Origin of the sequence: Pseudomonas palmensis, from assembly GCF_017848315.1 — a bacterium.
GTDB classification, from domain to species: domain Bacteria; phylum Pseudomonadota; class Gammaproteobacteria; order Pseudomonadales; family Pseudomonadaceae; genus Aquipseudomonas; species Aquipseudomonas palmensis.
On sequence record NZ_JAFKEC010000002.1, the window covers coordinates 184612 to 197699 of the forward strand.

At 63.7% G+C, this 13088-nt stretch carries 14 protein-coding genes; 7 read left to right on the forward strand and 7 right to left on the reverse strand.

From position 1 onward, the window contains the following. Positions 1–41: 41 nt before the first annotated feature. Both JZZ72_RS02275 and JZZ72_RS02280 read left to right on the forward strand, forming a co-directional pair. Positions 42–1109 (forward strand): phosphotransferase, encoded by a 1068-nt coding sequence (locus tag JZZ72_RS02275; RefSeq protein ID WP_210013990.1) that lies wholly within the window; start codon positions 42–44, stop codon positions 1107–1109. Next, entirely contained in the window at positions 1106–2425 is a 1320-nt protein-coding gene (locus JZZ72_RS02280) for an aspartate aminotransferase family protein (protein ID WP_210013991.1), read from the forward strand. The genes JZZ72_RS02275 and JZZ72_RS02280 overlap by 4 nt, the downstream gene beginning before the upstream one ends. A 20-nt stretch (positions 2426–2445) precedes the next feature. Here the strand turns inward: JZZ72_RS02280 and JZZ72_RS02285 are convergent, their stop codons facing one another. The 3 genes from JZZ72_RS02285 to JZZ72_RS02295 all read right to left on the reverse strand — a co-directional run bounded on the left by JZZ72_RS02285 (position 2446) and on the right by JZZ72_RS02295 (position 5084). Next, the gene (locus tag JZZ72_RS02285; protein ID WP_054916127.1) at positions 2446–2955 is read right to left on the reverse strand and encodes a flavin reductase family protein; all 510 of its coding nucleotides are present in this window, start codon (positions 2953–2955) and stop codon (positions 2446–2448) included. Between the two features lie 85 nt (positions 2956–3040). Next, a complete protein-coding gene (locus JZZ72_RS02290; RefSeq protein ID WP_043861040.1) occupies positions 3041–4072 on the reverse strand; it encodes a methionine synthase in 1032 nt (343 codons plus the stop codon). A gap of 28 nt (positions 4073–4100) precedes the next feature. After that, positions 4101–5084 carry a DUF1852 domain-containing protein gene (locus JZZ72_RS02295; RefSeq protein WP_210013992.1) on the reverse strand — a complete coding sequence of 328 codons (984 nt, stop codon included), beginning with the start codon at positions 5082–5084 and terminating at the stop codon, positions 4101–4103. A gap of 335 nt (positions 5085–5419) precedes the next feature. Here JZZ72_RS02295 and JZZ72_RS02300 point away from each other — a divergent pair, with 335 nt between their 5' ends. After that, positions 5420–5602, forward strand: coding sequence for a hypothetical protein (locus JZZ72_RS02300; RefSeq protein WP_054916126.1), 183 nt, complete (start codon positions 5420–5422; stop codon positions 5600–5602). 90 nt (positions 5603–5692) lie between these two features. Here the strand turns inward: JZZ72_RS02300 and JZZ72_RS27720 are convergent, their stop codons facing one another. Further along, positions 5693–6157, reverse strand: a complete 465-nt coding sequence (locus JZZ72_RS27720; protein ID WP_235593700.1) for a hypothetical protein — start codon at positions 6155–6157, stop codon at positions 5693–5695. Positions 6158–6193: 36 nt separating this feature from the next. Further along, complete coding sequence (locus tag JZZ72_RS02310) at positions 6194–7381, reverse strand: MFS transporter (protein WP_058541189.1); 1188 nt, start codon at positions 7379–7381, stop codon at positions 6194–6196. Positions 7382–7615: 234 nt separating this feature from the next. Between JZZ72_RS02310 and ggt the strand changes: the two genes are divergently transcribed. Continuing rightward, positions 7616–9394, forward strand: a complete 1779-nt coding sequence (gene ggt / locus JZZ72_RS02315; protein WP_081315172.1) for a gamma-glutamyltransferase — start codon at positions 7616–7618, stop codon at positions 9392–9394. Positions 9395–9470: 76 nt separating this feature from the next. Next, on the forward strand, positions 9471–9938 hold the full coding sequence (locus tag JZZ72_RS02320) for a YbaK/EbsC family protein (RefSeq protein WP_043861044.1): 468 nt from the start codon (positions 9471–9473) through the stop codon (positions 9936–9938). Between the two features lie 114 nt (positions 9939–10052). On the opposite strand, the gene JZZ72_RS02325 is transcribed toward JZZ72_RS02320, so the two are convergent. Further along, positions 10053–10367 (reverse strand): hypothetical protein, encoded by a 315-nt coding sequence (locus JZZ72_RS02325; RefSeq protein ID WP_043861086.1) that lies wholly within the window; start codon positions 10365–10367, stop codon positions 10053–10055. A 96-nt stretch (positions 10368–10463) separates the two neighbouring features. On the opposite strand from JZZ72_RS02325, the gene JZZ72_RS02330 reads away from it, so the two are divergent. Further along, the gene (locus JZZ72_RS02330) at positions 10464–10841 is read left to right on the forward strand and encodes an SH3 domain-containing protein (protein ID WP_058541187.1); all 378 of its coding nucleotides are present in this window, start codon (positions 10464–10466) and stop codon (positions 10839–10841) included. A gap of 117 nt (positions 10842–10958) precedes the next feature. Beyond that, entirely contained in the window at positions 10959–11264 is a 306-nt protein-coding gene (locus JZZ72_RS02335) for an NIPSNAP family protein (protein WP_043861047.1), read from the forward strand. Positions 11265–11342: 78 nt separating this feature from the next. Here JZZ72_RS02335 and JZZ72_RS02340 read toward each other — a convergent pair whose 3' ends face one another. After that, the gene (locus tag JZZ72_RS02340; RefSeq protein WP_043861048.1) at positions 11343–12833 is read right to left on the reverse strand and encodes an aldehyde dehydrogenase family protein; all 1491 of its coding nucleotides are present in this window, start codon (positions 12831–12833) and stop codon (positions 11343–11345) included. Positions 12834–13088: the final 255 nt, after the last annotated feature.

Here is a 13088-nt window from a genome sequence, read left to right on the forward strand (position 1 = left end):
AACCGGGGGCGCCATTCAAAGGCCGTATAAGGATGCCAGTCATGCCCCTTGAAAATCTGGCTGTCGATGACAGCCTGCTCGAAGCTGCTCCGGCACGGGTCACCGATGCGCAGGCGTGTGCAGTGCTGCGCCAGCAATTCGGTTTGACCGGCACGCTCGAAAAACTGGGCGGCGAGCGCGACCTCAATTTCCGCGTGATGCTCGAAGACGGCTCATCCCGGTTGTTCAAGCTCTCCCACCCGCTTGAAAACCCCGATGTGGTCGACTTCCACAACCAGGCGATGCGAAGAATCGAACTTCGCGATCCCGGGCTTGCGGTTCAGCGCGTGCACCCCTCGCTTGAGGGCCAGTACGCCACCTTCGTCGAGGTCGACGGGCAGCGCATGCTGGCGCGGCTGCTGTCCTTCGAAGACGGCATGCCCCTTCACTGCGTGAGTCACCCCACACCGACGTTTCGCCGGGTCATCGGGCAGTCCATCGCCCGGCTTGACGTGGCGCTGCAAGGGTTTGCCCACCCCGCCGCCGGGCATGCGCTGCTGTGGGACATGCAGCACGCCGCGCACCTTCGACCGCTGTCGGTGCACATCGAACCCGGCCCCGGACGAAGCCTGGTGCAGCGCAGCCTCGAGCAGTACGCGTCGGCGGTGGTGCCAAGCATCCCCGGGCTGCGCAAGCAGGTCATTCACAATGACACCAACCCGCACAACATCATCGTGGATGCCCACAACCCCGATGTGCTGCGCAGCATCCTCGATTTCGGTGACATGGTGCATGCGCCCCTGGTCAACGAGGTCGCGGTTGCCGCTTCCTACCACCTTGGGCAGGTAGGCGATGTACTGGAACCGGCCCTGGATGTGATTGTCGGCTACCACCAGTGCAACCCCCTGAACCAGCAGGAGCTGGCGCTGCTGCCCGAGCTGCTGGCCACGCGCCTGGCGTTGGCCCTGTGCATCAACTCCTGGCGCGCCGAACTGCATCCGGACAATCGCCAGTACATCCTTCGAAACACCCAACGTGCCTGGGCAAACCTGAAGGCACTGTCGGCGCTGTCTCGTGCTGAAACAGAAGACCGAATTGCTTCGGCCTGCCTGCGAGCAAATCGAGCATGAGCATGATCAACGGCTTCACGTCAGCCGACGCCACCCGGCTTTCGGCATCGCAGCGACGTCTGATCGAGCGCCGCGAGCGGCTACTGGGCCCGGCATACCGCCTGTTCTACGAGCGACCGCTGCACACTGTTCGAGGGGAGGGCGTATGGCTCTTCGACGAGCAGGGCCGTCGCTACCTGGACGCCTACAACAACGTTGCCTCCATCGGTCACTGCCATCCCCGGGTGGTCGAGGCGATGCATCGGCAGTCGCAGGTGCTGAACACGCACACCCGTTACCTGCAGGAGGGCATTCTCGACTATGCCGAGCAGTTGCTCGGTACCTTCACCGATGACCTGGATCGCGTCATGTTCACCTGCTCCGGGAGCGAGGCGAATGATCTGGCGCTGCGCATCGCCAGGCACTGCACCGGTGGCACTGGCGTCATCATCACCCGGTTCGCCTACCACGGCGTCACCGCAGACATCGCCGAGCTTTCACCATCGCTTGGCAGCGCCATGGTGCTCCCGGCGCATGTGCGCACCGTTCGCGCACCTGACGCTTACCGTCTGGGGGCCGAAAACGTGGCGTCGATGTTCGCCGCAGACGTGCGCGCCGCAATCGACGACCTCAAGGCGCACGGCATCCGCCCGGCGGCAATCCTGCTGGATGGCATCTTCTCCAGCGACGGCGTGCTGCCCGGGCCGGCGGGCAGTATCGCCGAAGGTGTGGCGCTGGCCCAGGCCGAAGGCCTGCTGTACATCGCCGATGAGGTACAGCCGGGTTTTGCGCGTACCGGCCTAAACATGTGGGGGTTTACCAGGCACGACGTGCGCCCGGACCTCGTCACCCTCGGCAAGCCCATGGGCAATGGCCAGCCCATTGCCGGCATCGTCGGGCGCTCCCAGGTGGTCGATCACTTCGGCAGGAGCATGCGCTACTTCAATACCTTTGGCGGCAACCCGGTCTCGTGCGCGGCAGGTCAGGCGGTGCTGGACGTCATCCGCGAAGAACACCTGCAGCAGAGGGCCCATCACATTGGCAGCTACCTGCTGGACGGCCTGACACGGCTTGCCCAGCGCCATGAAATGATCGGCGACGTCAGGGGGGCCGGCATGTTCCTTGGGGTTGAGCTGGTCACCGACCGCGCCACCAGGGCACCCGCAGCCAGGCAGGCCCGCCAGGTGGTCAACGCGATGCGCGAGCAGGGCGTGCTGATCAGCGCCGCCGGTCCGCACCAGAACGTGCTCAAAATCCGTCCGCTGCTGGCGTTTACCCAGGCGCATGCGCAGATGCTTGTGGAAGCGGTCGATACCGCGATGCAAGGGGCTTGTTGAGAAGGCCAGGCCCTTGTTCGTCAGCCTGCGCCGTGGGCGGCGAGGTTGCAGTATTGCCCCTTGAAGTACAGCAAGGGCTGCGTGGCGGCAGTTTGCTGCAGGTTCAGCGCCTTCACTTCGCCAATCACGATCAGGTGATCACCGGCGACGTGTTCGGCGTGGATCTCGCAATCGAGCCAGTGCAGGCTGCCGGCAATGATCGGGTTGCCCAGTGGCGATGCCTGCCATTGCACGCCCTGCCACTTGTCGGTACCTCGTCGGGCGAACTGGTTGGAGATCCCGACCTGTTCACCGGACAGGATATTGACCGCGAAGCGGCCTGCCTGGCGGATCCTGGGGTAGCTGGCCGAACCGGCCATCACGCTGAACGACACCAGCGGCGGGCTCATCGACACGCTATAGAACGACTGGCAGGTAAAGCCGACCGGCTCCTCCTCGATTTGCGACGTGATCACCGTGATACCCGATGCGTAGTGCCCGAGCGCTTCGCGAAAGCGCAATGGCTCGATGGCAGTACTGGAACGTGACATGGTAGGTCCTGGCTGAAAGGGCGGGTCCAAAGGCGGCGGGGAGGGGGCAAGCCGCTCGATCAGCGCTGCAACCCCTCCTGCACCCTTATCGGTTCAAGAGCTCTCTGCGCACGATGTCCGCGCCGGCGCTCAAGGCGTTCAGCTTGCCGCGTGCCACCTCGCGGGGCAGAGGGGCCATGCCGCAGTTGGTGCAAGGGTAGAGCTTGTCGGCGTCCACGAACTGCAGCGCTTTGCGCAGGGTGTTGGCCACTTCCTCGGGGGTTTCGATGGCGTGGTTCGCCACATCGATGGCCCCCACCATCACTTTCTTGCCGCGAATCAGCTCGATCAGGTCCATCGGGACATGGGAGTTGTGGCACTCCAGCGAGATGATATCGATGCCGGATTTCTGCAGCTTGGGGAAGGCTTCCTCATATTGGCGCCACTCCGAGCCCAGCGTCTTTTTCCAGTCGGTATTGGCCTTGATGCCGTAGCCGTAGCAAATATGCACGGCCGTTTCACATTTGAGCCCTTCGATCGCCCGTTCCAGGGTGGCCACGCCCCAGTCATTCACCTCGTCGAAGAACACGTTGAAGGCAGGCTCGTCGAACTGGATGATGTCCACGCCCGCCGCCTCCAGCTCTCGGGCTTCCTGATTGAGGATCTTGGCAAATTCCCAAGCCAGCTTTTCCCGGCTTTTGTAGTGGCTGTCATACAGCGTGTCGATCATGGTCATGGGGCCGGGCAGGGCCCATTTGATGGGCTGGCTGGTCTGCTGGCGCAGAAACCTGGCATCTTCGACAAACACCGGTTTCTGCCTGGCAACAGCACCCACAACGGTCGGCACGCTTGCGTCATAGCGGTCACGAATTCTGACGGTTTCGCGCTTCTCGAAATCCACTCCGCTCAGGTGCTCGATAAAGGTGGTAACGAAATGCTGGCGGGTCTGTTCGCCGTCGCTGACGATATCAATGCCTGCGTGTTGCTGTTCCTGCAGGGCCAGGCGCAAGGCGTCCTGCTTGCCTTCGAGCAGCTCCTCGCCGTGCAGCTTCCAGGGCGACCAGAGCGTCTCGGGTTGTGCAAGCCAGGACGGTTTGGGCAGGCTGCCAGCAGTGGAGGTGGGTAGCAGTTTTTTCACGATAGATGACCTTGTATGTTCTGAATGATCAAAGCGCGTATTGGGCGGACCACTGCTCAAGCACGGTCTGGTAGGGCTTGATGAAGTGCTCTTCGACAAACCTGCCCTGTTCGATGGCCAACTGACTGCGCTCTTCTCGATCGTAGACAATGCGGGTCAACGAGTAATCCTGGTGATTCAAGCTCGGCTGATAGGATCGACCTGCTGCTGAATTCGCGTTGTAGATTTCAGGGCGATAGATCTTCTGGAAGGTATCCATCGTGCTGATGGTGCTGATCAGTTCAAGGTTGGTGTAATCCCCAAGCAGGTCCCCCGCAAAGTAGAACGCCAGCGGTGCCACGCTGTTGGCAGGCATGAAGTAGCGAACCTTCAGGCCCATCTTCCGGAAGTACTCATCGGTCAGGGAATATTCGTCCTGCTGGTATTCGGTGCCCAATACCGGGTGCTGGTTTTCGGTGCGCTGATAAGTCTTGCTGCTTGAAACACTCAGGCAGATGACCGGCGGTTTTTTGAAGTGTTCTTTATAAGTGCTCGAACTCACGAAATGCTTGAACAGCTTGCCGTGCAGCTCGCCGAAATCATCCGGCGTGCTGAACCCCTGCTGGTTCTTGTTGTGCCCCAGCAACAGCACGCTGAAGTCATAATCGCGCACGTACGAGGAGAAGTTGTTGCCTACGATGCCCTCGATGCGTTCGCTTGTTTTGCGATCCACAATGGTGGTCTGCAATATTTCAATCAGCGGCAGGGCGGTGTCGCTGTGCTCGGCATCCATGTTCATTTCCACGGAAATGATTTCAAGTTCGACGTTGTAGCGGTCGCCTTTCGGGTTGTCCCAGTGCGCCAGGGCGTTGAAACGATTGTCGATCATCGTCAGGGTATTGCGCAGGTTTTCCTGGCGACGCTGCCCCCTCGCCAGGTTTGCGAAGTTGGTGGTCGTGCGGGTGTTTTCAGCGGGGCGATAATGTTCGTCGAAACGAATACGCTTGATCGAGAATGTAAATGCTGTGCTCATTTTAATCGGATGCCCTGATGGTCCGAGATAAAAACCGAATCTACATTTGCCCTCTTCGGCAAGTTTGATTCGTTGTAGGTTTTTTTGCTCGGGCGTCTTGAAGTGTTCCTTAATTGGGGCGTATTTTATGTCCGGGCATCGAACGAGTTAAATTGAATTGATTTCATGGGAACGTTAGCCACCCTCATGATGCTCATCTGCAGGGCTTTTGATTATTATTTTCCACCTTGGCCAATAAGCGGCAGGTTCGCTTTTTCAAGATGCGCGCAGGCCATGGTGACCATTGAGGCCTCAAGGCGCTGGAGGCCATGGCGTCACTTGTTGCGGATATATAAATGAAACCACTGATCACGGCCCTTGCGCTGTTCATCCTCGCCGGCTGTACCTCCAGCGGCGCTCCCACGGCTGAGCAGCAAACCCGGGAATGCATGAACTATCACGCCATGATGACCGCGCCCATGGCGCCCGATGCCATGCAACGCCTCAAGGCTGCCTGCGAACAGTCCAGGCTTCGATAGCGGCCTAGGCTCTGTACGAAAAGCCTTGATACTCGGTGATGCTGCGTTGAAAACAGCCTGACCTTCGTCTCAAGACTTTTCATACAGACCCTAGTCCCAGGCCATCACCACGCCTTCCAGCCGGCGAAATTCATCCAGTGTGCGGTGGAATTCGGCGCGTTCAAAGGTGGCGGTGCAAGCGGCCTCGAACCAGCTGACGCGGGGCTGCTCCAGGGTGATCACCTCGTGCAGCAGGCCGAAGCGCCGCCAGTGGATGTGATCCTCATGGGCGTGTTGCTCCACGACGATGACCGTGCAACTCAGGTCCAGGTCATCGGAGCACACCAGCAGCGGCACCAGGGTGGTCCACCCAGGGGCAGTGGAGTAGCTGCGGTCCCACACCAGTTCATTATCGTCTTCGCCGTAGAGGCCGGCATGCGCTGCCACCAGATGAAGCTGTGCAGCGGGGTCTCGTGCTGGCAGCCAGACTTCCAGCGGCGCGCCATCGATGGCGAAGGTCGAGTAGAAGCCCTGGCTGTACTTCGATTTGAAGCTGGCGATTGAAAGCTGGTTCACGTTGGTTTCTTTCCTTTGGCAAAACCTGGCAGGCCCTCAGTGCCCGCCCTTCATGCGCCGCGCCACCAGGTAGATCCCCAACCCCACCAGCGCAGTCGCCGCGCCAATGTAGCCGGTACTGGTCCAGCCGAACCCCGCGGTAATCGCCATGCCGCCAAACCATGGCCCCAGCGCATTGGCCAGGTTGAACGCCGCATGGTTCGATGCCGCCGCCAGGCTCGGCGCTTCATGTGCAATGTCCATCAGGCGAATCTGCAAGGGGGCGGCCAGTGCGATCATGGTGCCGACCAGCCCGCAGCCCAGCAGCACGCCCCACGGCGAACTGGCCGCGAAGGGGAACAGGCTCAGCACGAGAATCGACCATACCAGCACCAACCCCACCGCGCGAAACTGCAGGCGGTCGAACAGCTTGCCGCCCGCGATGTTGCCGATGATGCCGCCCACCCCGAACGCCGCCAGCCCGAATGGAATCCACTGTGGCGACACCTTGGTCACCTGCAGCATGGTCGGCGCCAGGTAACTGAACACGCAGAACATGCCGGCAAAACCGATCGAGGCGATGGCCAGCGCCATCCACACCTGCGGCAGGCGAAACGCCTGGAGCTCCTTGCGCGGGTCGCTGCGCACTTCATCGTGACGCTGCGGCACGTAGCGCCACACCAGCCCGATGGTGCACAGCGCAATCGCGCCCACCAGCACGAACGCCGCACGCCAGCCGAAGAACTGCCCCAGGAAGGTCGCCACCGGGTTGCCCAGCAGCATCGCCAGGGTGAGCCCCATCATCACCCGTGCCACCGCGCCCGCGCGCTGGTCGGTGGCCACCATGCTCGAGGCCACCACCGCCGCGATGCCGAAGTAGGCGCCGTGGGGCAGGCCGCTGATAAAGCGAAACGCCACCAGCCCGGCGAAGGAGGGCGCGAAGGCCGTGGCCAGGTTGCCGATCGCATACAGCGCCATCAGCAACAGCAGCATGTGCTTGCGCAGCAGCTTGGCACCCAGAATCGCCAGGGCCGGCGCACCCACCATCACGCCCAGGGCATAAGCGCTGATGGCATGGCCCACCTGGGGCTCGCTCAGGTGCAGGTTGCTGGCGATGTCGGGCATCAGCCCCATGATCGCGAACTCGCCGGTACCGATGGCAAAACTTCCCAGGGCCATGGCGGCTTCCATCTTGCCGACGGTGGCTCTGGAATAGGCGAGTGGCGGCGCTTGCTGAATGGTCATCTGAATCCTTGAAACAAACTGAAACGTTAAAGCGGGAAGCTTAATCAATCTGCACCCTACGCGTCGAGAATCAGGGCACGCGCATTGGAATCGCCGCACAAGCCGCGGTGAGTACCGGGCCTGCTCGCGTCAATCACGCTACCATTGCCCGCGTTCCCCAAACGCTCAATGGAGTTGGTCTTGACCGGTTACCCAACCACCCGCAAACACCTGATCCACGCCCTCGGCTTCTCGATGGCAGCGTTGCTGCTCGGCGCCTGTACCAGCGCAACCCCGCCTGCGCCATCCAGCACCGCCTTGCCCGCCGCCCCGGAAGTCGCCTCGGGCTACCGCACAGGCATGGCCCCGGTACAGGCACAGCACCATATGGCCGCGGCAGCCAACCCCCTGGCAAGCGCCGCCGGCCAGGCGATGTTGCGCAAGGGCGGGTCTGCGATCGATGCCGCCATTGCCATGCAGGCGGTGTTGACCCTGGTGGAGCCGCAGTCCAGCGGCATCGGCGGCGGCGCCTTCATCCTGTACTGGGATGGCAGGCAGGTGCAGGCGTTCGATGGGCGGGAGACGGCGCCCCAAGGGGCCGACAGCCGCCTGTTCCTGAAGCCGGACGGCACGCCGATGGGATTCAAGGACGCCCAGATCGGCGGTCGCTCGGTGGGCGTGCCCGGTGTGCTCAGGGCCCTGGAGATGGCGCACCAGCAACACGGCAAGCTGCCCTGGCGCGCGCTGTTCCAGCCGGCCATCGACCTGGCCCGCGACGGCTTCCCCGTGTCTGCGCGGCTGCATGCCCTGATTGCCGCCTCCACCTCGATACCGCAGTCGCCTGCACTGGCCCGCTACCTGCTCACGGCCCAGGGCCAGCCCTTGCCCGTGGGCACGCTGCTGAAGAACCCCGAGCTGGCGCAAACCCTGGAGGCCATCGCCAACCAGGGCCCGGACGCCTTCTACCACGGGCCCATCGCCGAGGCGATGGTGCAGCAGGTCAATACCCACAGTAACCCCGGCACGTTGTCGCTGAGCGACATTGCAGGCTATCGGGCCAAGGTGCGCGCGCCGGTATGCGGGCCGTACAAGCAGTGGACGGTCTGCGGCATGCCGCCACCGTCGTCCGGTGGCGTCGCGGTACTGCAGACGCTGGGCATTCTGGAGGCGCTGCAGCGCCAGAAACCGGCACTGGACCTGGCCGCGATGGCGCCCGAAAAAGCTCGCCCCGGGGGCGTCATGCAACCCTCCGCCCAGGCCGTGCACCTGATTGCCGAAGCCGAGCGCCTGGCCTATGCCGACCGCGCCCTGTACCTGGCCGACAGCGACCAGGTGCCGGTCAATGTGCCAGGGCTCACCAGCAAGGCGTACCTGGCCCAACGCGCCACGCTGATCGGTGACCGGAGCATGGGCGTCGCCACTGCCGGTGTGCCGCCCGGCATGCCCCTGGCATGGGCGCCTGACCGCTCGCCGTTGCGCATTTCCACCTCGCAGATCGTCGCGGTGGACGATCAGGGCGGCGCGCTGTCGATGACCACCTCGGTCGAGGCGGCGTTCGGCTCTCATGTGCTGGTCAAGGGCTTTCTGCTCAACAACCAGATGACCGACTTTTCGTTCATCCCCGAGGAGAACGGCAAGCCGGTGGCCAACCGCATCGCACCGGGCAAGCGGCCGCGCTCCTCGATGGCGCCGACCCTGGTGTTCGACCAGGCCAGCGGCCAGCTGGTGGCTGCCCTCGGCTCGCCCGGCGGCTCGCAGATCATCGAGTACGTGAACAAGGCGCTGATCGGCTTGCTGGACTGGAAGCTCGACCCGCAGCAGGCCGTCGACCTGCCCAACTTCGGCAGCCGCAACGTCGGCACCGAAGTGGAGGCCGGGCTGGTCGGCCCTGCCCTGATCGAGCAGCTCAAGGCCCGCGGGCATGCGGTATCGCCCATCGAGATGACCAGCGGCACGCAGGTCATCGTGCGTGATGGGCAGGGCTGGTCGGCCGGTGCCGACCCACGTCGCGAGGGCGTCGCGTTGGGCGACTGAGTTTTTTGCCTGCCCAAGCTGGTAGGGTACGCAACGGTATCCCGCCAGGGCTGTTTTTTCAGAGGATCAAGCGAAGATGAGTCTGCAGTCAGTCAAAGCGTTTTTCTCCCACCATTCACCCGACCTGCAGGTGCTGGAACTGGCGTCCAGCACCGCCACCGTCGCCCTGGCCGCCGAGGCGCTGGCGGTCGAGCCGGGGCAGATCGCCAAATCGCTCTCGCTGCGCGTGGGCGAGGAGGTGATCGTGCTGGTGGTACGCGGCGATGCGCGCCTGTGCAACCGCAAGTACAAGCAGCAGTTCGGCGTCAAGGCACGCATGCTCGAGGCCGAGCAGGTCGAGCAGCACACCGGCCACCCCATCGGCGGCGTGTGCCCCTTCGGCCTGAGCCAGCCGCTGCGGGTGTACTGCGACGAGTCGCTGAAGGACTTCGAGGTGGTCTTCCCCGCCGGCGGCGCGGTCAATGCGGCGGTGCGCATCGAGCCCGAGCGCCTGGCCACCCTGGTCAACGCGCAGTGGGTCGACGTGATCCAGCCACTGGCCTGAAGTCGCCAGGCGCGCAAGCGGTGGTGGCGCGGGGTTATGAAAACCGCTCGATTATCCGTTGCAGGGCAACGGCGGGCAGGCCGACTTGCCACGGCAAGCCGGCCTGCCTGGGGGTCACACGCAGATCTGCTTGCGCGCACCGCGTGGCAGGCGGCAACGGTCGGCCTGGCTGCTCAGGCGGGCCTGCCAGCTGGCCTTGACGCTGAACGCGGGCACCGGCGCCGGTGCGGCCTGTTGCTGGCGCTGCTTGCGCAGTTCGGCCAGCGAAGGGGTCTTGGCCTTGGCGGCCACGGCTGCCGAGTCGGGGGCAGCCAGCGAGCGCAGGCAGGACTTGCACGACACCTGATCCGCTGCCTGAGTGCTGTTGAGGGTCTGACTGGTACGCCCGCAGGCGGCATTGGCGCCGTTCGCCGAATAGTGTGTAACCAAACCGTACATCTCCAACCTGTTGATAACAAAGGCGCTATTTTCGCACAGCCGCGCCGCTGGGTGGGCGCCGGCTTCAGTTCACCAAGGAGAAGGCACATGCAATACCGCGTGATTAAAGCGCACCGCAGCGAATTCCCTCAGCCCATCACCTTTGCCAAGGGGGCCGTGCTGGAGGTGGGGGAGGTGTACCAGGGCGATGAAGGATGGGACAACTGGTACTTCTGCACCACGCCCGGCCAGCAGGGTGGCTGGGTGCCGGCGCAGGTGATCGAAAGGCTGGGCGAGCAGGCAGGCCGCGCGCGCGAGGACTACACCGCCAGGGAGCTGGACGTGGACATTGGCGATGAGTTGCTCTGCGTGAGGTCGCTCAACGGCTGGTCCTGGTGCACAAGGTCGCGCGACGCGCAGGCCGGCTGGGTGCCTTCAAGCCATCTGCGCCACATCGAACAGGCGCCGGCGGCACCGACCCGCTGAAGGGCTGCACGCGGGTTCAACGGTGCGAGCGCTGATGCTCGCTGCACCTGTCGCGTATTGACGCCCGCCCGTGACGCCCACTAGGCTCGCTGCCGGTCCCTTTCATGGAGTGCTGCAATGGTTACCTGCTACCTGCGCTACATCGTCGATGCCTACAAGCTGCAAGAGTTCGAAGCCTACGGGCGCATGTGGATACCGCTGGTTGAGAAATTCGGCGGCCAGCACCATGGCTACTTCCTGCCCAGCGAAGGCGCCAACAACGTCGCCCTGGCGATGTTCTCGTTCCCCAGCCTGGCAGCGTACGAACGTTACCGCGAACAGTCGAAAACCGACGCCGAGTGCATCGCCGCGTTCAAGTACGCCGAAGACACCCGGTGCATCATCAGCTACGAGCGCAGTTTCTTCCGCCCTGTACTGGGCTGACCCCATCACGGCGCAAGCCCCCTCCTGTGGGAGCGGGCTTGACCCGCGATCGGGCCGCAGAGCGGCCCCAACTGCGGCCTACAGCTTCATCACCACCGACTTCAGCTCGGTGTAATGCTCGATGGCCGCCGCGCCCATCTCGCGCCCCACGCCCGACAGCTTGTAGCCGCCAAACGGCAGCGCCGGGTCCAGCGCACTGTGACAGTTGACCCACACCGAGCCCGACTTGATGCGCGGCACCATGCGGTGCACCTGCGCCAGGTCGTTGGACCAGATGCTCGCGCCCAGGCCATAGGCACTGTCGTTGGCCAGGCGAATCGCCTCGTCCATGTCGTCGAACGGAATCGCCACCAGCACCGGCCCGAAAATCTCCTCCTGCACCAGCGGGCACTGCTGGTCGACGTCGGCAATCACCGTCGGCTGCACGAAATACCCCGGCCCGTAATACTCGCCGCCACACGCCACCTTGGCGCCCAGCTCGCGGCCCATGTCGATGTAGCGGCCCACCCGTGCCTGCTGCTTGGCCGAGATCAACGGCCCCATGTCGATGCTCGGGTCCAGGCCATTGCCCAGCTTCATGCCGTTGGCGATGCCGGCAATATCGGCCACCACGCGGTCGAAATGCTTGCGGTGCACATACAGGCGCGACCCCGCGCAGCACACCTGCCCCTGGTTGAAGAAGATCGCGCTGGCGGCACCGGCAGCGGCCACCTCAAGGTCGGCGTCGGCCAGGATGATGGTCGGCGATTTGCCGCCCAGCTCCAGCGTCACCCGCGTCATCGAATCCATCGCCGCCTTGCCGATCAGCTTGCCCACCTCGGTCGAGCCGGTGAAGGTCACCTTGTCCAGCAGCGGGTGCGCCGACAGCGCCGCACCGGCCACCGCGCCCACGCCGGTGACCACGTTGAACACGCCCGCCGGGTAGCCGGCCTCCAGTACCAGTTCGGCCAGCTTGAGCGCGCTCAACGGGGTTTCGTCCGCCGGCTTGAGCACTACGCTGCACCCGGTGGCCAGCGCCGGGCCCAGCTTCCAGCAGGCCAGCAGCAGGGGGAAGTTCCACGCCACGATGGCACCCACCACACCCACCGCCTCGCGGCGCACATAGGCATGGAACTCGCCGTCGAACAGCGGCAGCGACGGGTCGACCGTGGTGCCTTCGATCTTGGTTGCCCAGCCGGCCATGTAGCGCAGCGAGTCGATGGCCATCTGCACGTCCATCACCCGCGCCACCTGCGCGCTCTTGCCGTTGTTCAGGCATTCAAGCTCGGCGAACACCTGGGCATCGCGCTCGATCAGGTCGGCCAGCTTCCACAGCAGGTTCTGGCGCTCGCGCGGGCGCATGCGGCTCCAGGGCGAGTCATCGAACGCCTGGCGCGCGGCACGTACCGCCTGGTCGACATCCTCGACCGTGGCGGCAGGCACCTGGGCCAGCGCCTGGCCGTTGGCCGGGTTGAGCAGTTGCAGCGTGGCGCCATCGCTGGCGCCGCGCCAGTCGGCACCGATCAGCATGCGGTGCTGACGCTGTACGAACGCCTGGGTATCACTGTGAACCGGGAAGGCATGGGTCATGGGTGTGGCTCTCTTGTTATTGAAAGGAACCCGAGGCATTCAGCAACCCTTGTGCCAGCTTTTTTCTACTACCAAAGTACTTGTTTTTCAGGGGTTTGGAGGGCTTGAGCCGGTTCTGTGCGTATTAGGTCGAGACAAACGGTGAGACACATGAGACGCCCCTGAGAAACCCCGCAAAGCCTTGAAAACCGGGCCTGCAACGGGGCAGGTGGCAGCCGGGCACTTCACCGCAGGTTGACGCCCTCAAAGCGCAAC